The 20,560-nt window shown below is 70.0% G+C and carries 20 protein-coding genes; 9 read left to right on the top strand and 11 right to left on the bottom strand.

Features of this window, described 5'->3' with window-relative positions; genetic code table 11:
- Nucleotides 1-260: 260 nt before the first annotated feature.
- The 4 genes from HNR01_RS16970 (at nucleotide 261) to HNR01_RS16985 (ending at nucleotide 5,389) form a co-directional block, all read left to right on the top strand.
- Complete coding sequence (locus HNR01_RS16970; RefSeq protein ID WP_183668803.1) at nucleotides 261-1,949, top strand: methyl-accepting chemotaxis protein; 1,689 nt, start codon at nucleotides 261-263, stop codon at nucleotides 1,947-1,949.
- Nucleotides 1,950-2,103: 154 nt separating this feature from the next.
- On the top strand, nucleotides 2,104-2,688 hold the full coding sequence (locus HNR01_RS16975) for an RNA pyrophosphohydrolase (RefSeq protein WP_183668805.1): 585 nt from the start codon (nucleotides 2,104-2,106) through the stop codon (nucleotides 2,686-2,688).
- A 27-nt stretch (nucleotides 2,689-2,715) separates the two neighbouring features.
- On the top strand, nucleotides 2,716-3,372 hold the full coding sequence (locus tag HNR01_RS16980; RefSeq protein ID WP_017485609.1) for a DUF2939 domain-containing protein: 657 nt from the start codon (nucleotides 2,716-2,718) through the stop codon (nucleotides 3,370-3,372).
- A gap of 94 nt (nucleotides 3,373-3,466) precedes the next feature.
- On the top strand, nucleotides 3,467-5,389 hold the full coding sequence (locus HNR01_RS16985; RefSeq protein WP_153874529.1) for a potassium transporter Kup: 1,923 nt from the start codon (nucleotides 3,467-3,469) through the stop codon (nucleotides 5,387-5,389).
- 122 nt (nucleotides 5,390-5,511) lie between these two features.
- Here the strand turns inward: HNR01_RS16985 and HNR01_RS16990 are convergent, their stop codons facing one another.
- Together HNR01_RS16990 and HNR01_RS16995 are read right to left on the bottom strand one after the other, a co-directional pair.
- Nucleotides 5,512-5,817 carry a hypothetical protein gene (locus tag HNR01_RS16990; RefSeq protein ID WP_017485607.1) on the bottom strand — a complete coding sequence of 102 codons (306 nt, stop codon included), beginning with the start codon at nucleotides 5,815-5,817 and terminating at the stop codon, nucleotides 5,512-5,514.
- 205 nt (nucleotides 5,818-6,022) lie between these two features.
- Nucleotides 6,023-6,814: a hypothetical protein gene (locus HNR01_RS16995; protein ID WP_183668807.1), complete on the bottom strand. Its 792-nt coding sequence runs from the start codon at nucleotides 6,812-6,814 to the stop codon at nucleotides 6,023-6,025.
- Between the two features lie 105 nt (nucleotides 6,815-6,919).
- On the opposite strand from HNR01_RS16995, the gene HNR01_RS17000 reads away from it, so the two are divergent.
- Complete coding sequence (locus HNR01_RS17000) at nucleotides 6,920-7,543, top strand: Pr6Pr family membrane protein (protein WP_153874530.1); 624 nt, start codon at nucleotides 6,920-6,922, stop codon at nucleotides 7,541-7,543.
- Nucleotides 7,544-7,546: 3 nt separating this feature from the next.
- On the opposite strand, the gene HNR01_RS17005 is transcribed toward HNR01_RS17000, so the two are convergent.
- The 7 genes from HNR01_RS17005 to HNR01_RS17035 all read right to left on the bottom strand — a co-directional run bounded on the left by HNR01_RS17005 (nucleotide 7,547) and on the right by HNR01_RS17035 (nucleotide 13,349).
- Nucleotides 7,547-8,275 (bottom strand): pseudouridine synthase, encoded by a 729-nt coding sequence (locus HNR01_RS17005; RefSeq protein ID WP_183668809.1) that lies wholly within the window; start codon nucleotides 8,273-8,275, stop codon nucleotides 7,547-7,549.
- 13 nt (nucleotides 8,276-8,288) lie between these two features.
- Nucleotides 8,289-9,221 (bottom strand): class I SAM-dependent methyltransferase, encoded by a 933-nt coding sequence (locus HNR01_RS17010; RefSeq protein ID WP_246417535.1) that lies wholly within the window; start codon nucleotides 9,219-9,221, stop codon nucleotides 8,289-8,291.
- A 200-nt stretch (nucleotides 9,222-9,421) separates the two neighbouring features.
- A complete protein-coding gene (gene era / locus HNR01_RS17015; RefSeq protein WP_017485602.1) occupies nucleotides 9,422-10,393 on the bottom strand; it encodes a GTPase Era in 972 nt (323 codons plus the stop codon).
- Nucleotides 10,394-10,398: 5 nt separating this feature from the next.
- Nucleotides 10,399-11,169: a ribonuclease III gene (gene rnc / locus HNR01_RS17020; protein ID WP_153874531.1), complete on the bottom strand. Its 771-nt coding sequence runs from the start codon at nucleotides 11,167-11,169 to the stop codon at nucleotides 10,399-10,401.
- A gap of 61 nt (nucleotides 11,170-11,230) precedes the next feature.
- Nucleotides 11,231-12,037 carry a signal peptidase I gene (gene lepB / locus HNR01_RS17025; RefSeq protein ID WP_026105691.1) on the bottom strand — a complete coding sequence of 269 codons (807 nt, stop codon included), beginning with the start codon at nucleotides 12,035-12,037 and terminating at the stop codon, nucleotides 11,231-11,233.
- Between the two features lie 131 nt (nucleotides 12,038-12,168).
- A complete protein-coding gene (acpS, locus tag HNR01_RS17030) occupies nucleotides 12,169-12,603 on the bottom strand; it encodes a holo-ACP synthase (RefSeq protein WP_183668811.1) in 435 nt (144 codons plus the stop codon).
- Entirely contained in the window at nucleotides 12,600-13,349 is a 750-nt protein-coding gene (locus HNR01_RS17035) for a pyridoxine 5'-phosphate synthase (RefSeq protein ID WP_017485598.1), read from the bottom strand. Before HNR01_RS17035 ends, acpS begins: the two co-directional genes overlap by 4 nt.
- Nucleotides 13,350-13,516: 167 nt before the next feature.
- Here HNR01_RS17035 and HNR01_RS17040 point away from each other — a divergent pair, with 167 nt between their 5' ends.
- The 3 genes from HNR01_RS17040 to HNR01_RS17050 all read left to right on the top strand — a co-directional run bounded on the left by HNR01_RS17040 (nucleotide 13,517) and on the right by HNR01_RS17050 (nucleotide 18,612).
- A complete protein-coding gene (locus HNR01_RS17040; protein ID WP_183668813.1) occupies nucleotides 13,517-14,932 on the top strand; it encodes a sensor histidine kinase in 1,416 nt (471 codons plus the stop codon).
- Nucleotides 14,933-15,045: 113 nt separating this feature from the next.
- Nucleotides 15,046-17,628: an ABC transporter permease gene (locus tag HNR01_RS17045; protein WP_183668815.1), complete on the top strand. Its 2,583-nt coding sequence runs from the start codon at nucleotides 15,046-15,048 to the stop codon at nucleotides 17,626-17,628.
- A gap of 216 nt (nucleotides 17,629-17,844) precedes the next feature.
- Nucleotides 17,845-18,612 (top strand): Bax inhibitor-1/YccA family protein, encoded by a 768-nt coding sequence (locus HNR01_RS17050; protein WP_183668817.1) that lies wholly within the window; start codon nucleotides 17,845-17,847, stop codon nucleotides 18,610-18,612.
- A gap of 109 nt (nucleotides 18,613-18,721) precedes the next feature.
- Here HNR01_RS17050 and yidD read toward each other — a convergent pair whose 3' ends face one another.
- Both yidD and HNR01_RS17060 read right to left on the bottom strand, forming a co-directional pair.
- Nucleotides 18,722-19,039, bottom strand: coding sequence for a membrane protein insertion efficiency factor YidD (gene yidD, locus HNR01_RS17055; protein WP_183668819.1), 318 nt, complete (start codon nucleotides 19,037-19,039; stop codon nucleotides 18,722-18,724).
- A gap of 5 nt (nucleotides 19,040-19,044) precedes the next feature.
- Nucleotides 19,045-19,506, bottom strand: coding sequence for an iron-sulfur cluster assembly scaffold protein (locus tag HNR01_RS17060; protein WP_183668821.1), 462 nt, complete (start codon nucleotides 19,504-19,506; stop codon nucleotides 19,045-19,047).
- A gap of 285 nt (nucleotides 19,507-19,791) precedes the next feature.
- On the opposite strand from HNR01_RS17060, the gene folE reads away from it, so the two are divergent.
- Nucleotides 19,792-20,553 (top strand): GTP cyclohydrolase I FolE, encoded by a 762-nt coding sequence (gene folE / locus HNR01_RS17065; RefSeq protein ID WP_486347946.1) that lies wholly within the window; start codon nucleotides 19,792-19,794, stop codon nucleotides 20,551-20,553.
- The last annotated feature ends 7 nt before the right edge of the window (nucleotides 20,554-20,560 follow it).

Consider the following 20,560-nt stretch of genomic DNA (forward strand, 5'->3'; position numbering starts at 1 on the left):
CGGAGCGGCAACACGCCGCTCGGTCCGTTGCCTCGGCCGATCACGCGCCGGCGCTGACGTCTCCACCGTCAAAATACGAACCGATCCCATCCAAGCGATCATTTGTTCGTTTTCGCCCGGCCTAAATCGGTCGCCCCATTTTAATCCGCTCGCCATGAGCGAAATCTGATCAGCAGTTTGTGATCCAGTAAGCGTTTTCGGGCCAGGGTTTTGCCACTCGCCCAATAAGTGTGCGCGAGCCACTCCTGTCGGGGTCTACCGTGTCACTTCAATCGCTTCCCATTCGCAGCAAGCTGATCGCCTCGTTCACTGTACTGACGGTCCTCCTCGTCGGTCTGGGCGTACTCGGTCTCATCGGAACCCAGACGATGCGTGACCAAGCGCTCGACATCGAGCGCAATTGGCTGCCCAGCGTGCGCCTGCTCGGCGAGATCGACACGGCAGCGGCGCGGATGAACACCGTGATGCTGCGGCACACGCAGGCGACCGACCCGCAGATGGTGTCCTCGATGGACAAGGACTTCGAGCGCTTCGGCAAGCTGATCGACGACAAGCGGGCGGCCTACGAGCGCCTGATCGCGAATGCCGAGGAGCGGTCGCTCTACGACACCTATGTGCGCGACGCCGCCACCTTCGAGACCGAGCGGCGGATCGTGATGGACCTGTCGCGTCAGGGCCGGAAGGCGGATGCCTTCGCCTATTACGAGTCCAAGGGCCTCGTGCCGCGCCGGGCGATGTCGAATTCGCTGGAGAAGCTGGTCGCCTTCAACAACGAGGGCGCGGCCCGGGCGATGAAGGCGGGCGAGGCCATGTTCCAGCAGGTACGGACGATCGGTCTCGCCGTCCTCGTCCTCGGCGTCGCCCTCTCGATTCTGCTTGCCGTCCTCATCATCCGCGGCGTCACCCGCGGCATCGCCTCGGTGGTGCGGCCGATGCAGGCCCTGGCCGCGGGCGACCTCTCGGTCACGATCCCGCACCAGGGGCAGCGGACCGAGATCGGCTCGATCGCCGACGCGGTGCAGATCTTCAAGGATGGCCTGCTCCGGATGCGCAGCCTCGAAGAGGAGAGCGCGGCGGCCCGCGCCGGTGCGGAGGCGCAGCGCAAGGCGGCGATGCGCGAGATGGCCGAGCGGTTCGAGGGTGCGGTCGGCGGCGTCGTCAGCCTCGTCTCGTCCGCCGCCTCCCAGCTGCAGGCCTCGGCGCACGGCATGACCGGCGCCGCGACCCGTACCGCGAACCAGTCGGTCAGCGTGGCGGCCGCGGCCGAGGAGGCGGCCACCAACGTCAACACCGTCGCCGCGGCGGCCGAGGAACTCGGCGCCTCGGTGCAGGAGATCGGCCGTCAGGTCAGCGGCTCATCGAGCCTCGCCCAGGCTGCGGTCGGGGAGGCGGCGCAGACGGCCGCCCATGTCCGGGCGCTGAGCGCGGCGGTCGCCAAGATCGGCGACGTCGTCACCATGATCACCACGATCGCGGGGCAGACCAACCTTCTGGCGCTGAACGCCACGATCGAGGCGGCCCGCGCCGGCGAGGCCGGCCGCGGCTTCGCGGTGGTCGCCGCCGAGGTCAAGGAACTCGCCAACCAGACCGCCCGGGCCACCGAGGAGATCTCCGGACAGATCGGCCGGATCCAGGAGACCACGGGTCACGCAGTCACGGCCATCGGCAGCATCACCGGGCGCATCGAGGAGATCAGCTCCGTGGCGGCCTCGATCGCCGCGGCGGTGGAGCAGCAGGGCGCGGCGACGCAGGAGATCGTGCGCAACGTCGCCCAGGCGGCAATGGGCGCGGGCGAGGTGACGAGCAACATCTCGGGCGTGGCCCAGGCCGCCGAGGAGGCGGGTGCCACCGCCGCCCAGGTGCTCGCCGCCTCCTCCGAGCTGTCGCGCCAGTCCGAGCATCTCAGCAGCGAGGTCGGCCGCTTCCTGGCCAACGTGCGCGCCGCCTGAACGAAGGCGGAAACGGCCGAGAGGGAAGGCGGGCGCGGCCGAGGCTGCGCCCGCCTTCGTTCCACGGCCTCAGATGGATGGCAGGTCGGCGTTGCCCGCACCGGTTCGGCCTCCTATGGTCGCGCCGCCAGCAAAAGCCCGCCCATAGCCCGCGATGACCCGCCCCAGAGACGATCTCCTGCGCCTGCCGGAAGGCAGCGCGCTGCCCTACCGCCCCTGTGTCGGCGTCGCACTGTTCAACCGCGACGGCCGGGTGTTCATCGGGCGGCGCAAGCGCGAGGCGGGCCCCGAGCACGTCGACGGCGATCTCGCGTGGCAGATGCCGCAGGGCGGGATCGACGAGGGGGAGGAGCCCCTCGCCGCGGCTTTGCGCGAACTCCACGAGGAGACCAACGTGCCGGCCGACGCCGTCACGCTGCTCGGCGAGACCCGCGATTGGCTCGCCTACGACCTGCCGCCGGAAGTCATGAAACGGGCCTGGAAGGGCCGCTACCGCGGCCAGCGCCAGAAGTGGTTCGCCTTCGGCCTGACCGGCAGCGAGACGGTGATCGACGTGGACGCCCCCGGCGGCGGTCGCCACAAGCCCGAATTCGATGCGTGGCGCTGGGAGCGGCTGGAGGCGCTGCCGGACCTCATCATCACCTTCAAGCGCCCGGTCTACGAGGGTGTCGTCGCGGCCTTCTCCGGTCTGACCGGCTGGAACGGCGCCGGGAAAGATGCCGCGGGCGATCCGGCATGACGCATCCGCGCATTCGCGGCTGATCCGATGCGGTGGTGGCTCATTCCCCTTCTCGCGGTGGCGGCGTGGTTCGCCTACACCCTGACGCCGTTCTGGTCGCTCTACGATTTCGCGGCGGCGGTGCAGGCGGGCGACGCCGCGGCCGTCGAGCAGCGGGTCAACTTCCGAACCCTGCGCCTGTCGCTGGCCCGGCAGATCAGCGCCGCGGTGAAGGCCGACAGCAACGCCCTCGATCCGCGCGAGCGGCAGCGCATCGCCGACGCGGCGGCGGCGGTGGCGCTCCCGGTGATGGAATCGGCGCTGACGCCGCAGGCCGTGATCGATCTCCTCGACGACGGCTGGCCCCAGGGCGCCGACCTCGCCGCGCCGGCCAACCGGCACGAGCGGCGCGACGGCCTGCGCATTCCCGATCTCAAGCGGCTCCTGCGCTACTATCTCGCCTCCGACATGCGCGGCTTCCGCTCCGTGTTGATCGACGTGCCGCCCGATCGGCCCCGGCACCAGCAGTTCCGCATCCGCCTGCGCCTGCGCGACTGGGGCTGGCGTCTCGTCGATATCGAGCTTTCCGATGACCTGCGCCGCCGTATCGCCGAGAAGGCCGCCGCCGCCGCCGCGCGTCTGCGCGACGGGCGGCCGAGCCCGGACAGGGCGCCATCGGATCCCCCCGCCTCCCGCGAGCCCTGACAGCGCCTGACAATTCTTAGATAGGCGCCCTGGACGCCGGACGCGCTCTCCATAGCTGAGCCGCCACGATCGGCCCCGCTTCCGGAGCGCTGCCTTGAGCCAGGACGCTGCACACCTGCCGGGAGCCGACGATTCGGGCCCGGGCCGCCGCCTCGGCGCGGGGCTTCTCGTCGCCACCCTCGGCGTCGTCTACGGCGACATCGGTACGAGCCCGCTCTACGCGCTCAAGGAGGCGGTGCGCGCCGCGAGCCCGGGCGGCCCGCCACCTGCCGTCGCGGTGACCGGCGCCGTCTCGCTGATCCTGTGGGCGCTGATCCTCGTCGTCGCGCTGAAATACGCGGTGCTGATCCTGCGCGCCGACAATCGCGGCGAGGGCGGCATCGTGGCGATGCTGGCGCTGCTCGGCGCCCGCCACGCCGAGCCCGGCTCGCGGCAGGCGCTGCTGCTGGTGGTCGGCCTCGTCGGCGCCGCCCTGCTCTACGGCGACGGCGCGATCACGCCGGCGATCTCGGTCCTGTCGGCGGTCGAGGGGCTGCGGGTCGATGCCCCTGCCCTCGACCGCTTCATCGTGCCGATCGCATTGGCGATCCTCGTCGGGCTCTTCCTCGTGCAGCGGCGGGGCGCGGCCTTCATCGGAAAGATCTTCGGGCCGGTGATGCTGGTGTGGTTCCTCGTACTGGCGGCCCTCGGCCTCGGCGGCATCGCGCAGGCGCCGCAGATCCTCACCGCGATCAATCCGCTGCGCGCGGTCGAGTTCACGGCGCATGCCGGTCTGCATGTCGGATTCGCGATGCTCGGCGCGGCCTTTCTCGCCGTCACCGGCGGCGAGGCGATGTACGCCGATCTCGGCCATTTCGGCGCGCGGGCGATCCGCGTCGCGTGGTTCACCCTCGTGCTGCCGGCGCTGGTGATCCACTATTTCGGGCAGGGTGCGATTCTGCTCGTGGACCCGTCGGCCGCCGAGAACCCGTTCTACCGCCTCGCACCGGACCTTCTGCATTACCCGCTGATCGGGCTGGCGACGCTCGCCGCGGTCATCGCCTCACAGGCGGTGATCTCGGGCGTGTTCTCGCTGACACGGCAATCAATCCAGCTCGGCTTCCTGCCGCCGCTGCGCATCGTCCACACCGCCCCCGACGAGAGTGGCCAGATCTACGTGCCGCTGGTGAACTGGCTGCTCGCCGCAGCGACGCTGTCAGCGGTTCTGATCTTCCGCTCCTCCGACGCGCTGGCCGGGGCCTACGGCATCGCCGTGTCGCTGCTGATGGCGATCACGACCCTGCTCGCCGGCCTCGTCGCCCGCAAATGGGGCTACGGCCTGCCCGTCGTGCTCGCGGTCAACGGCTTCTTCCTCGTGATCGACCTGATCTTCCTCTCCGCCAACAGCGTGAAGCTGTTTGAGGGCGGCTGGTTTCCGCTGCTGCTCGCCGGGATCATCGCCTTCCTGATGCTGACCTGGCGCAAGGGCAATGCCTGCATGGAACAGGCCCGCATCGCCCTGCGTCCGCCCGAGGCGCAGTTCCTGGAGGGCCTGCGCCGGGAGCCGCCCACCACCCTGCCGGGCGCGGCCGCCTTCCTGTCCTCGGCGACCGAGGGCATCCCGCTGCCGATGATGCGCTTCGTCGAGCGCCTAGGCGCTCTGCACGCCCGAGTGGTGATCGTGACCGCTTTGTTCGAGGAGACGCCGACGGTGCCGCGCGACGAGCGGGCGCGCGTCACCGAGATCACCCCCGACATCCGCCGCGTCGTGCTGCGTTACGGCTTCATGCAATCGGCCTCGATCCCCGAGGGGCTCGACTGCGCCGTCCATGCCGGCCTGCTGCCGAAGGAATTCACGGAGGATCTGACCGTCTTCGTCGGCCACGAGACGATCATCCCGGTCTCCGACCGGCGCGGCATGTCGGACTGGCGCGAGGCGGTCTTTGCGGTGATGCAGAACAACGCCGAGCGCACCGGCGCCCATTTCTGCGTGCCGGCCCGTCAGGTGATCGAGATCGGTACCGAGATCGAGATCTGACGCCGCTTCGTCATCGCAAGGCGAAGCCGAGGCGATCCGGCGCGCGCCGTCTCCGGACAGGGCACGCCTCTGGAACGCTTCGCTGAGGCTCGCGATGACGGCGAGCGGGGTGGACGGCGGCGTCAGTCGTCCGCCATCCCCTTGCCCGTCATCCGGAGCTGCGAGGCGACGCATTCGCGTAGCGCGTCCTCGATCTTGGCCTTCTGCGCGTTGGAGTATCCCGCGACATCGTCGATGCATCTGACGAAATAGCCCGCGGTGAAGCTCTCGTTGACCGACACGAACGACTTGCCGAAGCGCGTCGCGAGCTGGAGGCGTTCCATCGCCGGGCTCTGCCGCCACGCCTCCAGCGTGTCCGTCATCGATAGGGCGTGGGCAGCGCCGGGCAGGAGGGCAGCGGCGAGGAACAGAGCGGAGAAGCGGAGCATCGTGCCAAAATCTCCCGATCGAGTTTCTCATTTTACAGCAAAATTCTTCCGAACAATCCTTTGACTAAGCAAATCGCACCGGCTCGCTCGGACCAATTAGACTCATAGACTTTGAAAAAATTCGAGGCAGCCGATCTTTCATCCTTTCTTCTTATTTTGCTCTGAGACTGTTCCGACGGCATCATGATCGGGTCGGCCACCTCGATCATGCACGCCAATCGGAAAAGCCGGCGACGCCATGGATCAGGCGCCGGTTGCGGGCGGCTTCGCCGAAGGGGGCGAGTTCCCAGGTCCAGGCCTCGTCGGGTGCCCCGAGCCGCACGCCGTAGAGAAGGTCGTGCCGGGCCTCGATCCGCCCCTGGCGGTCCTCCTCGGTCTCGTCGATGTCGGTGACGAGGCAGACCCGCGCCTTCAGGCCCGCCAAAGCGTCGAGATGCGCCTCGACGATCCGCCGGCCGAAGGCGTCGCCGTCCGCCGGGGTCCAGCCGCCGAGAGGGCGGCGCGACGCTTCCAGCCGCGCGACCGGGCGGATCGGCAGTTGCGAGAGAAGGTTGGCGGAGATGACGAGGCCGGTGCCCGGCTCGGCGCAGACCGGCGGCAGGCACGGTTCGAGTTCGCGCGCCGCGCCGGTCATCAGCCCCATCGCGCCGCTCAGATCCGCCGTCAGCGTTTCGACATTGGAAAATGCCCGGATCGCCCGCTGGGCGGGCCGGAGATGCACGGCATCGACCAGCACCACCCGGCGGAAGCTGCGGGCGAGATCCGTCAGGGGCACGTCGAGCAGCAGGCCGGAGCCCAGCACCACGGCGGTGTCGCGCCGCTCCGTCCCCGCGATGGCCGCGCGCATCACGGCGCGGCTCGCCGCGAGGTGAGGCGCCCAGGCCCGGCGGCAGCGCCGCGCCCGCGACATCAGCCAGATGCTGTCGCGCAGGTATCCGAGCCGGCGCTGGGCCCGCGGCGCGGGCGTAATCAGGAGATGCAGGAGGTCGAGCAACACGGGCGCCGGGCGTCCGGCACGGCGCCGCGCCTGTCAAGCGGCGTCACGTCTTGGTCGCGAAGGAGCGCCAGAACGCTGAGCCCTCCACCGCTCCGACGCCCGACCATGGATTCCCGAAGTGCCCGCCTCGCCGCCGCCCTGATCGCGCTCTGCGCCGCCCTCGGTGTTGCGGCCGGCTTCTCCGCCGTGTTCGGCCGGACCGGCTCGGTGCCGCTGACCGTCTGGATCATGGTCGCCTACTTCACGAACCTGACCGGGCTCGTCGTCCTCGCCGTGTTCGGCGGGATCGCCCTGCGGGCGCCGGCTCTGGCCCAGCCCCGCTTCGTCGCCACGGCCCTGCTCGCGACCCTGCTCGTCGGCCTCGTTCAGCGGCTGCTGCTTTACGGCCTCAGGACCCTGCGCGGCGGCGACCTCGTCGGCGACATCCTGCTCCATCAGGTGCTGCCGGTTCTGGTGCCGCTCTACTGGCTCGCCTTCGTCCCCAAGGGGCGCCTCGCGCCCCGCGACCTCGCGCTGTTCGCGAGCTATCCGCTGATCTATCTCGGCTACACGCTTCTGCGCGGCGCCTACGACGCGCGCTATCCCTACCCGTTCCTCGATGTCGGCAAGATCGGCTGGGGGCCGGTCGCAGCCTATGCCGGGGCGATCGCGGCGGCCTTTCTCGCCGTCGGCTGGGCGCTGGTGCTCCTCGATCGCCGCCTCGCCCGGCGCAAGGCGGCGCTCGGGTAGCCGCTAGCCCGCGAACAGCGCGGCGATCTCGCCCGGCCCCAGGATCCGGAACTCCCCCGCCGGCAGGTCCGCCGGGAGCGCGAGGCCGCCGACGCGGTCGCGGTGGAGCGCATCGACGTGGTTGCCGAGCGCGGCGAACATGCGCCGGACCTGGTGATAGCGGCCCTCGTGCAGGGTGACCGTGCAGAGGGTCGGGCCGTCGATCTCCATCTCCACCGGAAGGAGCGGCTTGTCCTCGCCTTCCAGCATCAGCTCGCCCGAGGCGAGGATCGCGGCCTCGTCGCCCTGAAGCGGGCGGGCCAGCGTAACCCGGTAGCGCTTGGAGACCTTGGCCTTCGGCGAGATGATCCGATGCAGCAGCGCACCGTCGTCGGTCATCAGCAGGAGGCCCGAGGTCTCCTTGTCGAGGCGCCCGACCGTTGAGATCGCCGGATCGCGCCGCCGCCACCGCTCGGGCAGCAATCCGTAGACCAGGGGCCCCGCCTCCTTGTGCGAGCAGGTGACACCGAGCGGCTTGTGCAGCATCAGGCAGAGGCCGGGCAGCGGATCGAGGGCTGCGCCCTGGACCGTCATCCGCTCGGAGAGATCGGGATCGAGGGGCAGGCGCTGCGAGGCGTCCCGCAGCGCCTGCCCGTCGAGGCGGACGAGACCGGCCCGGGCCAGCCCCTCGACCTCCCGGCGCGAGCCGTAGCCGAGATTGGCCAGCAGCCGGTCGAGGCGGACGGCCTTCACTTGCGGGCCTCGCTCATTTCCGGGCCTCGAACAGCTTGTAGCCCCCCTCCGTCACCGTCGGCGTGACCGTGCGGAAAGCCGCGCGCAGGGGCGCCTCGTAGGGCAGGTGGCCGTTGGCGACGAGATGAAGCGTTCCGCCCGGCCGAAGAGCGGCCGCGGCGCGGGCGATGAAGGCCTGTCCCAGCGCCTGATCCTCGGCGCCGCCGTCGTGGAAGGGCGGGTTCGAGACGACGAAGTCGAGGCCCGACAGCGGCGGCGAAGCGCCGCGCAGATCGGCCCAGTGGGCGGTGGCGCGCGCGTCCGCGACGTTGCGCCGGGCCATCTCGATGGCGCGGCGGTCGATGTCGATGAGCGCGAGCGAGGCGACCTTTTCGGATTTCAGCACAGCGCGCGCCAGAATGCCGAGGCCGCAGCCGAAATCGGCGCCGCGCCCCGCGAGCGGCGGCAGTTGCCGGAGCAGCAGGGCGGTGCCGGGATCGAGCCGGTCCCACGAGAAGATGCCGGGCTGGGTGCAGAGCGCGAGATTGTCGATGTGGCGCGGGGCACCGGCTTCGACCGCCGCCTCGATGCCGCATGGCGCCTCGGGCCGCGTCGCCGTGCAGATGCGGTGGTGGCGCCGCGGCTCGTCGGTGACGGCGCAGCCGAAGCCGCGCAGCTCCTTGGCGAGGCGCGTACCGCCCTTATCCTTGGGCGCCAGCGTCACCAGCCGCCCGCCGGGCCGCACCGCCCGGATCGCCAGTGCCAGAACGTAGCGCCGCTCGACCGTGCCGGGGGGCGCCAGCAGCAGGGCGGCCTCCAGGCTCGCCTCGGACACGTCCTCCAGCCGCGCCGAACCGGGGATCAGCGGCGAGACCTGCGCGGCACCGTCGGGCACGGCCGCGAGGTCGGCCGGCGGGAGGCCGTAGAGGACGGCCCGCATGTCGGGGTCGGCGTCGGATTGGAGCATGGGCTGGGGCTGATGATCGGGCCGCGGCGCTCGGCGCCAGAGAGGATCTCCAACCTTCGCCCCTCAGCCCGAGGTGCCCGCGCCAGCGGGACTCGAAGGTTTCTTCCCCGATCGCGCGATACCGGAAAGATCCTCCGAAGCCGCCGCCTCGCGCCGGCGCCTCAGGATGAGGGCGGAGATTGGATCGAGGGAAATAGAGGTCAGCCGGTCGGAAATTCGAGTCCCATCTCGCGATAGCGCGCGGGATCGTCGGCCCAGTTCTCGCGGACCTTCACGTGCAGGAACAGGTGCACCTTGGCCTCGGCCACCTCGGCGATCTCGATGCGGGCCGCCTGCCCGATCGCCTTGATGGTCTGACCGCCCTTGCCGAGCACGATCGAGCGCTGGCTCTCGCGCTCGACGAAGATGGTCTGCTCGATCCGCACCGAGCCGTCCGGCCGCACCTGCCACTGGTCGGTCTCGACGGTGGAGCGGTAGGGCAGTTCCTCGTGGAGCCGGTCGTAGATCTTCTCGCGGGTGATCTCGGCGGCCAGCATCCGCAGCGGCGCGTCCGAGATCTGGTCCTCCGGGTAGAGCCAGGGACCGGGCGGCATCCGGGCGGCGAGCGCCTTGCGCAGGTCGGCCACGCCGTCGCCGTTGAGCGCCGAGATCAGGAAGGTGTCCTCGAACGGCACCATCGCGTTGAGCTTGGCCACCAGTTCGAGCAGCCGCTCGCGGGCGATCAGGTCGATCTTGTTGAGGATCAGGATCTTGGGCCGCTTCACCTCGGGCAGGCGACGCAGGATGGTCTCGACCTCCTCGTCGGCGCCCTTGCGGGCATCGATCAGCAGGCAGACCGCGTCGGCATCGGCCGCGCCGCTCCAGGCGGAATGCACCATCGCCCGGTCGAGGCGGCGCTTGGGCGCGAAGATGCCGGGGGTGTCCACCAGCACGATCTGCGCGTCGCCCTCCATGACGATGCCGCGCACCAGCGCCCGCGTCGTCTGCACCTTGCGCGAGACGATCGAGACCTTGGCGCCGACGAGGGCGTTCAGCAGGGTCGACTTGCCCGCATTCGGCACGCCGATCAGCGCGACGAAGCCCGCACGGGTGTCCTGAGGCGGCTCTTGAGGCGCCGCCGCCTGGGGGAGAGCGTCTTCGCCCTCCGCGTCGTCCGGCTCGTGCTCAGACATCCGACCTAACCACCTGATCCATCCTGTCCCTGCGTCCCGCCGATATTCTCGCGGGCGAGCACGGCGCGGGCCGCTTCCTGTTCCGCCACGCGTTTGGAGGCGCCCTCGCCGTATCCCGGTTCAATGCCTTCGACCCGCACCGCGATCCGGAAGACCGGCGCGTGATCGGGTCCGGAGCGCTCCACCACCTCGTAGACCGGGATCGCGAGGCTGCGCGCCATCGCCCATTCCTGCAAGGCCGATTTTGCGTCGCGCCCGCGCGGGGCCGCGGTTTCCTCGCCGGGGCGGAAGCTGCGCTGCACGATGGCCCGCGTCGCCTCGTAGCCGGCATCCAGAAACACCGCACCGAGGATCGCCTCGCAGACATCGGCCAGGATGGTCTGGTTGCGCCGCCCGCCCGTCTGGATCTCGCCGGGACCGAGATTGAGATGCGGCCCGACCTCCCAGGCCTCGGCCACCGCGGCGCAGGTCTCGCGTCGGACGAGACCGGCCAGCCGCCGCGACAGCTCGCCCTCCTCCGCATCCGGCAGCGACTTGTAGAGCGTCTCGGCCACCGCGAGCCCGAGAACCCGGTCACCCAGAAACTCGAGGCGCTGGTAGCTGCCGACCCGGCCCGACGCGCCGGCCTTGCTCACATGGGTGAGCGCCAACGGCAGCAGGGTAGGGTCGGCGAAGACGTGGCCGATGCGCGCCTCCAGCACGGCCAGGCTCGGGCGCGGGCGATGCGCGCGCCGGGCGCGACTGGAGCGTCCGGCGCCCTCGCCGGCCTCGCTCATCGCCGTCCACCCTGGGGGAGAACGGCGGATCGTTTCGCCGCTGACACGTCCGCTCGAGAGACTAGTGGATGGTGGAGAAGATGCGGCCCCAGCGCACGTCCGCCGGCCAGCGCCAGATCTGCCAGGCCGGCGTGCGCTCGTCGATGGAGAAGAAGATCATCTCGGCGCGGCCGACGAAGTTCTCGAACGGCACGTAGCCGACGCTGGCGAGATCGCGCGAATCGGTCGAGTTGTCGCGGTTGTCGCCCATCATGAAGAAGTGGCCCGGCGGCACCGTGTAGACCTCGGTGTTGTCCCAGAAGCCGCGGTCGCCGTCGCGCTCGATCACCCGGTGGGTCACGCCGCCCGGCAGCGTCTCCATGTACTGGGGCACCTTCACCACCTGGTCGAAGGCGTCGAGCGTCTCGTAATCGGCGATGCGCTCGCGCTTGACCGGCTTGCCGTTGATGTTGAGCACGCCCTCGACGACCTGGATCTTGTCGCCGGGCAGGCCGATCACCCGCTTGATGTAGTCGGTCGCGTTGTCCTTCGGCAGCTTGAACACGGCGATGTCGCCGCGCTTCGGCTCGGCTGCCCAGACCCGGCCATGCGCCTGAAACGGCAGGTACTCCGAGAGTGGCAGCGAGTACTTCGAATAGCCGTAGGTGTATTTCGAGACGAACAGGTAGTCGCCGATCAGGAGCGTCGGGATCAGCGAACCCGAGGGAATGTTGAAGGGCTGGAACAGCAGCGTGCGCACCACCAGTGCGATCAGCAGCGCCTGTACGCCGACCTTCACGGTTTCCCGGATGCTGGCCCAGGTTCCGGGCTCGGCCGTCCGGATCTCCGTCTTGCCCTCGCGATCCACGCGCGCCTGTCCTGTATTCATGAGTGGTATGCCTCCGGCCCCGCCGTCTGATCCGGCAGCCGCTGCCCATTGGCCGGTGGACTGTCGTGCTGGGCGGCGGGTCTAGACTAAGCCGCGCCGCCCCGCAACGCGGAGGATGGGCTGCCAAAAACCTATGATGGGACCGAGCCGGCAGGCTGAGTCGGCGTCGAGAGCGGCACGGCCTCAATAATCACGAAGGCTTGCGCCAGGGGCGGCTCGTCGGTGAGCGTGAGGTGGAGCCGCGCCTCGTAGCCCGGCGGCACCATGCGTGCGAGGTGTTCCCGCGCACCTCCGGTCAGGGCGAGCGTCGGTTGGCCGCTGGGCAGGTTGACCACCTCCATGTCGCGCCAGAACACGCCCTGGCTCATGCCGGTGCCCAGCGCCTTGGAGCAGGCCTCCTTCGCCGCGAAGCGCCGGGCGTAGGACGGACCGCGGGCGGCGCGCCGGTCGCATTTCGCCCGCTCGCCGTCGGTGAAGACGCGATGGGTGAAGCGCTCGCCGAAGCGTTCGAGCGAGGACTCGATCCGGCGGATGTCGCAGAGGTCGGTGCCGATTCCGAGGATCACGGCTCGGCCTGCCGCCGCGCCCGGTCCATGGCTGCGCGCATGTCGTGGACCGCCTGCCGCAGGCCGACGAAGATCGCCTCGGCGATCAGCGCGTGGCCGATGTTAAGCTCGCGGATCTGCGGCAACGCCGCCACGGGGCCGACGCTCTCGACGGTGAGGCCGTGGCCGGCATGGATCTCGAGGCCGAGCCCGGCGCCGTGGGCGGCGGCGCGCACGATGCGGTCGAGCTCGTGCGCGGTTCTCGCAGCGTCGCCCGCGATCACCGCCTCGCAATAGGAGCCGGTATGCAGCTCGACCACGGGGGCGTGGAGGGCGCGGGCGGCCTCCATCACCGCCTCGTCCGGCTCGACGAACAGCGAGACGCGGATTCCCGCCTCCGACAGGGTCCTGATGCGGGGGGCGAGATGCGCGCGGCCGGCGATGATGTCGAGACCGCCCTCGGTGGTGCGCTCCTCGCGCTTCTCCGGCACGAGGCAGGCGGCGTGCGGCCGCGTGGCAAGCGCGATGCCGACCATCTCGTCGGTCGCCGCCATCTCGAGGTTGAGCGGTACCGGCAGCTTCCGCAGCGCCGCGATGTCGGCATCGCGGATATGCCGGCGGTCCTCGCGCAGATGGGCGGTGATCCCGTCGGCGCCCGCCGCCACGGCCTCGTGGGCGGCGCGCACCGGATCGGGCGCGAGCCCGCCGCGGGCATTGCGGACGGTGGCGACGTGATCGATGTTCACGCCCAGGCGCAGGGACGACACGGCAGGCTTCCGAAGCTCCGAGGATGGGAGGGCTGCCGGTGTAGCGGCTGCCGCGGGAGCTTGGAAGGGTCCGGGGTGGCCCACACGCGTCGAAGCTTTGGGGATAGGCGCGGGACGGGCCGCGTTTCACGTCGCCGGAGGCCGCGTCGGCATATAGCTCTGAGTCGATGCACAAGCTGCTGATTCAGCTCGGCCTTCGCTTCGACGACCCTGACGAGGAGCGCTCCTTCGTGCGGAGCTTCACGCTCCACGACCTCGGCCGCACGCAGGCGGCGATGGTACTGGGCGCCTTCGTCTATTGCTCGTTCTCGGCCATGGACTGGATTCTCAGCCCCGAAGCCTGGGCCGTGGCAACCACGCTCCGGCTCGTCGTCGCCGTGCTCGTCCTGCTGCCGGCAACCCTTCTGCTCACCCGGCCGGACGCCCGCCCTTTCGCCGAACAGATCTACCTCGTCTACTGCGTCGTACCGGGCTGCGTGCTGAGCGTGATCTACGTCTTCCTGCGGCCGAGCTTCGACCACGGCGCGGCCGGTCTGATCGTGGTGATCCTGTTCGTCTCGACGCTCCTGCCCCTGCGGGTCCCCTCGTTCGCGGCGTTCGCGGCCCTGACCTGGACCTGCTTCGCCCTCTTCGAGACGATCGCGACGCACGAGAATCCCGGCCTCGCTCTGGTGAACAATGCCGAGCTCGGCGCGGCCTACGCGCTCTCGCTCTACGGGGTCGGCGCCCGGGAGTTTCGCGCCCGGCGCCAGTTCCGGACGACGCAGGAACTGCACGTCGAGAAGGAGCGCTCGGAGGCGACACTGGCCGAATTGCGAGCGGCCCAGGCGCAGCTGGTCCAGGCCGAGAAGCTCGCCGCGCTGAGCCAGCTCGTGGCGGGCGTGGCGCACGAGATCAACACGCCCATCGGCCTCGCGCTGACGACCTCAACCGCCTTCGACCACGACCTCGCGCGGCTGCGCCGAACCATCGCCTCGGGACAAATCCGCCGCTCGGACCTGACGCAGAGCGTCGAGCGACTGGGCGAGGGCGCCGCCCTGGTCTTCGCCAACCTGACCCGCGCCGCCGATCTGGTACAGAATTTCAAGCAGGTGGCGGTGGATCAGGCGACGGAGGACCGGCGCCGCTTCGAGATGCGGTCCTGGCTCGTCGAGCTCATGAGCACCCTCGATCCGCTCCTGCGGCGCAAGGGTCACGAGGTCCGGCTCGCCTGTCCCGACGGCATCGTGCTCGATTCCTACCCCGGGGCGCTGGCGCAGATCGTCAGCAACCTCGCGCTCAACGCCGTCATCCACGCCTTCGCCGAAGACCGCCCGGGCACGCTGGTCATCGACGTGGCCCGGCTCGGCGACGCGCAGGTCCGGATGGTGGTGCGGGACGACGGGCGCGGGATCCCGAGAGAGAATCTGCAGCGGATCTTCGACCCGTTCTTCACCACCGGGCGCGACAAGGGCAGCACCGGGCTCGGCCTGCACATCGTCTACAATCTCGTGGTCTCGACCCTGCGCGGACAGATCGCGATCGAGAGCGAGGAAGGCATCGGCACCCGCGTGACGATCGAGCTTCCCGTGAGCGTGCCGTAACCCTACCCTGACCCCGCCTCGTGCCGATGCGGCGGTGCGGGCAGTTGCGCACGCCGTCTCGATGCCCAGATTGGCCCGGCCGGCCCGACCGGCGACGAAACGCACGAGCCTCCATGCACGGCACGCTGTCCCAGCCGGATTCCCCGAAGCCGGTCCCGCCCTCCCGGCTGCCGCTCACCCTGCGGCTGGCGCTGCGCGAACTGCGCGGGGGACTTGCCGGCTTCCGCGTGTTCATCGCCTGCATCGCGCTCGGCGTCGCGGCGATCAGCGGCGTCACCTCGATCGCCGCCTCGCTTTCCGGCGGGCTCGGGCGCGAGGGGCGGCGGATTCTGGGCGGCGACATCACCTACAGCCTGATCAACCGGGAGGCGACGCCGGCCGAGCGCGCCGTGCTCGACGGGCAGGCGCCGGTCTCCGAGGTGGCGAGCCTGCGGGCCATGGCGGTGGCCGGTGACGGCAGCGCCGCCCTGGTCGAGCTGAAGGCGGTCGATCGGAGCTATCCGGCGGTCGGTGCGGCCGAGACCGATCCGCCGGCGCCGGTTCAGACGCTCATCGCCGAGCGGAACGGCCTCTACGGTGCCGTGGCCGATCCGGCCCTGCTGACCCGGCTCGGGCTCAAGGTCGGCGACCGGGTGACGCTCGGAGGCTTTCCGATCGAGATCCGCGCCGCCCTCGTCTCCGAGCCCGACCGGATCGGCTCGGGCATCGGCTTCGGTCCGCGCCTGCTCGTCTCGCTGAGCGCCCTGCGCGCCACCGGCCTGGTCCAGCCCGGCAGCCTCAACCGCTTCACCTACCGCCTGCAGCTGCCGCAGGCCGACGATGCCCGCTTGAGCGCCGTCAACGCGGCGGTGCAGAAGGCCTTGCCGGAAGCCGGCTTCGAGATGCGCTCGCGCGACAACGCCGATCCGCGCTTCGCCAAGGGCATCGAGCGCTTCACGCAGTTCCTGACGCTCGTCGGCCTCACCGCGCTCATCGTCGGCGGGGTCGGGGTGGCCAATGCCGTGCGCGCGTTCGTCGACGGCAAGCAGGCCTCCATCGCCACCCTCAAGAGCGTCGGCGCGCCGGGCTCGCAGGTCGTCGGGCTCTACCTGATCCAGGTGATGCTGATCGCTTGTGTCAGCACCGCGCTGGGCCTCGTCGTCGGTGCCGTCCTGCCGTTCGCACTCGACATCGCGCTGCGCGACCAGCTTCCCCTGCCGCTCAACCCCGAGATCGCTCCGGCCCGCCTCGCGCTGGCGGGCGCCTACGGCCTCCTGACCGCGCTCGCCTTCGCGATCCTGCCGCTCGGCCGCGCCCACGACATCTCCGTCGCCGGGCTGTTTCGCGATGCCGTCGATCCGGCGGCGCGCCGGCCGCGCTGGCGCTACCTCGCGGTGCTCGCCCTCGCCCTGCTGGCGCTCGCGGGCCTTGCCCTGTTCACCGCCTTCGACCGCAAGGTCGCGCTGATCTTCATGGCGGCGGCGGCGCTGGCCTTCGGCGCCCTGCGCCTCGTTGCGGCGGGGCTGATGGTCGTGGCCGCGCGGCTGCCGCGTCCGAAGGGCATGGTGCCGCGCATGGCCCTGGCCAACCTCCACCGCCCCGGCGCGCTGACCCCGGCGGTGGTGCTCTCGCTCGGCCTCGGGACGACCCTGCTGGTGACGTTGAGCGCCATCGACAGCAACATCACCCGCGCGCTCGAAAGCTCGCTGCCCGGCCGCGCCCCGAGCCTGTTCTTCCTCGACGTGCCCTCGCGCGATGCGGAGGCCTTCTCCGCCTTCCTCGGGGCGCATGCACCGAACGCGAAGATCGAGCGGGTGCCGATGATGCGCGGCCGGATCACTGCGTTGAACGGCGTACCGGCCGGGCAGATCAAGCCACCGGAGGACGCCGCCTGGGTGCTCGACGGCGACCGGGGCATCACCTACGCCGACGCTCCGCCCGACGGCTCGACCCTCGTCGAGGGTGCGTGGTGGAACGAGGAGGAGGGCCGGGCACCGCTCGTCTCGTTCGATGTTGAGCTGGCGCGTGCGCTGGGACTGAAGGTCGGCGGCACGGTCACGGTGAACGTGCTCGGCCGCTCGATCACCGCCCGGGTCGCCAACCTGCGCAAGATCGAGTGGCGCTCGCTCGGCATCAACTTCGTGATGGTGTTCTCCCCCGGCACGTTCCGCGGGGCGCCGCATGCCGACCTCGCGACCCTGACCCTGCCCGACGGTCCGGACCCCAAGCTCGAGGCGGAGGTGGTGCGCGACGCGGCGAAAGCCTTCCCCTCGGTGACGAGCGTGCGGGTGAAGGATGCGCTGGAGGCGGTCAACGACCTCGTGCACAAGCTGGTCCTGGCGATCCGCGGCGCCAGCATCGTCGCGGTGCTCGCGAGCCTGCTGGTGCTGGCCGGCGCGCTCGCCGCCGGCCACCGCGCCCGGCTCTACGACGCGGTGGTGCTGAAGGTGCTCGGCGCCACGCGGATGCGCCTGCTCTCGGCCTACGCCCTCGAATACGGTGCACTCGGGCTCGCCACCGCCTTCTTCGGCATCCTGGCCGGTTCGGCCGCGGGCTGGGTCATCGTCTCCCGCGTCATGCGCCTCGATTTCGCGCCCGATCCCGCCGGGGCGCTGGCGGTGGCCGCGTTCGCCGTTATCTTCGCGATCGGGGCCGGGCTCGCGGGGACATGGCGCATCCTCGGGCAGAAGCCGGCACCTTACCTGCGGCAGTTTTGAAGATGCTTAATCACGTTCGAAGAGCAGGTTTAATCCGCAAAGAATCATAAAAATCTCACGCCTCTGTAAGGCTTGAAAACGCGGCCATTCGGCCGAGTCCCACTTGTTTGTGACTGTTCCAGCGAACATATTCGGGCACGAGGCGCGCTCGACGCGCCAGGGGTTGCGTGTGGACCTCGACAAACTCCACGCCGAGAGCTTCCAAGGGAAACTTTCATGGCATTCGACAACAGCCCGTTTCGCTACGGCGCCCAGCCGCAGGGATACGCCAGCTCTCAGGTCGAAGTTGACCAGGGCCTGCGCAGCTTCATGCTGGGCGTCTACAACAACATGGTCGTCGGCCTCGGGATCTCCGGTCTCGTGGCGCTGGCCCTCAACATGGCGGCCGTCGCGCAGACCGGCGCCGGTCGCCTTGCCCTGACCCCGTTCGGGCAGTTCCTGTACACCAGCCCCTTCAAGTGGGTGCTGATGCTGGCGCCGCTCGCCTTCATCTTCGTGTTTTCGTTCCGGATGGACCGCATGTCGGCCGCCTCGGCGCGCACGATGTTCTGGGCCTTCGCGGCGGTGATGGGCGCCTCGATGTCCACCCTGTTGCTCGTGTTCACGGGCGCCAGCGTGGTGCGGGTGTTCTTCATCACGGCGGCGACCTTCGGTGGCCTGAGCCTCTACGGCTACACCACCAAGCGCAGCCTGTCGGGCATGGGCTCGTTCCTGATCATGGGCCTGATCGGCCTGATCATCGCCTCGCTGGTGAACCTCTTCCTGGCTTCGTCCGCGCTGCAGTTCGCGATCTCGGTGATCGGCGTGCTCATCTTCGCCGGCCTGACCGCGTACGACACGCAGAAGCTCAAGGAGATGTACCTCTACAGCGGCGTCGATGCCGAGGGCGCGGCCAAGATGTCCGTCAACGGTGCGCTGACGCTGTACCTGGACTTCATCAACATGTTCCAGTTCCTGATGCAGCTGCTGGGCGACCGTCGCTAAGCGACGGGGCGAGTTCTGAAACAAGGAAAAGCCCCGGCCGAGAGGCCGGGGCTTTTTCGTTGCGGTCCGCGGCGCCCTCTTCGCCGAGCGGCAGGCGGACGAGCTCCCGCTACTTCTCCTCCACCGCCTCGCAGACCAGAGGCGGGGGCGCCTCGACGCCGCGCCAGCGTCCATAGGCCCAGGGCCGGTACCACGCGGCGCCTGAGGGCAGGTGCTCGGGCACGAGGTCGATGCCGTGGGTGCCGAAGGGTCCGCAGCGGCAGATGCGGGCGAACCCGATCCAGCCGCCGGCCCAGAGGCCGTGCCGCTGGATCGCCTCGTCGGTGTAGGTCGAGCAGGAGGGCCAGTGCCGGCAGTGCCGCCCGATCAGCCCGGACAGCGTGAGCTGGTAGACGCGGATCGCCCCGTGCGCCGCCCGGCGGATCATAGGGTTCAGGCCGCCTCGGGCGCGCCGGCGCTGTTGCGCGAGGCGATCTGATCGAGGGCGTCCACCACCGCGTCGAAGGTCAGGAGCGTCGAGGCATGGCGGGCGCGGAAATCGCGCACCGGCTCCAGCACGGCGAGGTCGGCCCATTTTCCGTCCGGGGCCGGGCCGTTCTCCTTCAGCATCGCCCGCATCCGGGCACGGACGGCTCGCAGCTCCTCGGCCGTCGCGCCGACAACGTGGCGGGCCAGCAGCGAGGAGGAGGCTTGGCCGAGCGCGCACGCCTTCACGTCGTGAGCGAAGTCGGCGACCGTGGTGCCGTCCGGATCGAGCTTCAGATCGACGGTGACGGTCGAGCCGCACAGCTTGGAATGGGCGGTGGCGCTGGCGTCCGGCGCCTCCAGCCGGCCGAGGCGGGGAATGTCGGCGGCCAGTTCCAGGATGCGGCGGTTGTAGATGTCGTCGATCATCGCTGACACGCCTTTCGCGGGCGCCCGTTTCGGGGAAGCTTCAAGGATTCGTTGAGCCAGATACGCATGCCACGCATTGCGCGGCGGAGCGATTGCGACGATATAGGCGCGATACCGCCATTCCGCGAGAATGGCACCGTCGACCCCGGTCACGCCCTGGCCCAGGATTCGGATCGTTCGAGGGCGTCGGCACTTAAACGTTTAAGACGCCGGGACGGACCGACGATGTACGCCAAGCCCGACAGCACGACCATGAAGGCGCGTGTGGCGAAGGCCGGAGATGCCATGGATGCCGCTCTCAAATCCCTGTCCTACGGCATGAGCGACGACGAGCGACGTATGAGCGCCGTCGGCCTGCAGGGGATGCGCGGCGCCAACGATGCGGGCCGCCCCGACCTTGCGGCCGACACCGCTCCCGATATCGCTCCCTTGCCCGAATCGGCCCAGCGGGTGCCGAACGAGGTGGCGCTCGGCCGTCCGAGCCGTCAGGAGGCGGAGGCCGCCGTCCGCACGCTGCTGCGCTGGGCCGGCGACGATCCGACCCGCGAAGGTCTGATCGACACGCCCGCCCGCGTGGTGAAGGCCTACGAGCAGATCTTCGGCGGCTACCGCATGGATGCCGATGCCCTGCTGGAGCGGGTGTTCGAGGAGGTCGAGGGCTACTCGGACGCCGTGCTGGTACGCGACATCCCGTTCTACTCTCATTGCGAGCACCACATGGTGCCGTTCATGGGGCTTGCCCACATCGCCTACTATCCCACTAAGGGCGTGGTCGGCCTCTCGAAGCTCGCCCGCGTGGTCGATGCCTTCGCCCGTCGCCTGCAGACGCAGGAGACGATGACGGCGCAGATCGCCGACACGATCGAGAGCATCCTTCAGCCCCGCGGCTGCGCCGTGATGGTCGAGGCCGAGCATCTCTGCATGGCGATGCGCGGCGTGCAGAAGGCCGGTGTCTCCACCATCACCACCCAGTTCCGCGGCGTCTACAAGAGCGATCCGAACGAGCAGGTGCGCTTCCTGACCTTCGTGCGGAACCCGAAGGGCTGAGTCGGGC

This window comes from Methylorubrum rhodesianum (assembly GCF_014199985.1).
GTDB classification, from domain to species: domain Bacteria; phylum Pseudomonadota; class Alphaproteobacteria; order Rhizobiales; family Beijerinckiaceae; genus Methylobacterium; species Methylobacterium rhodesianum.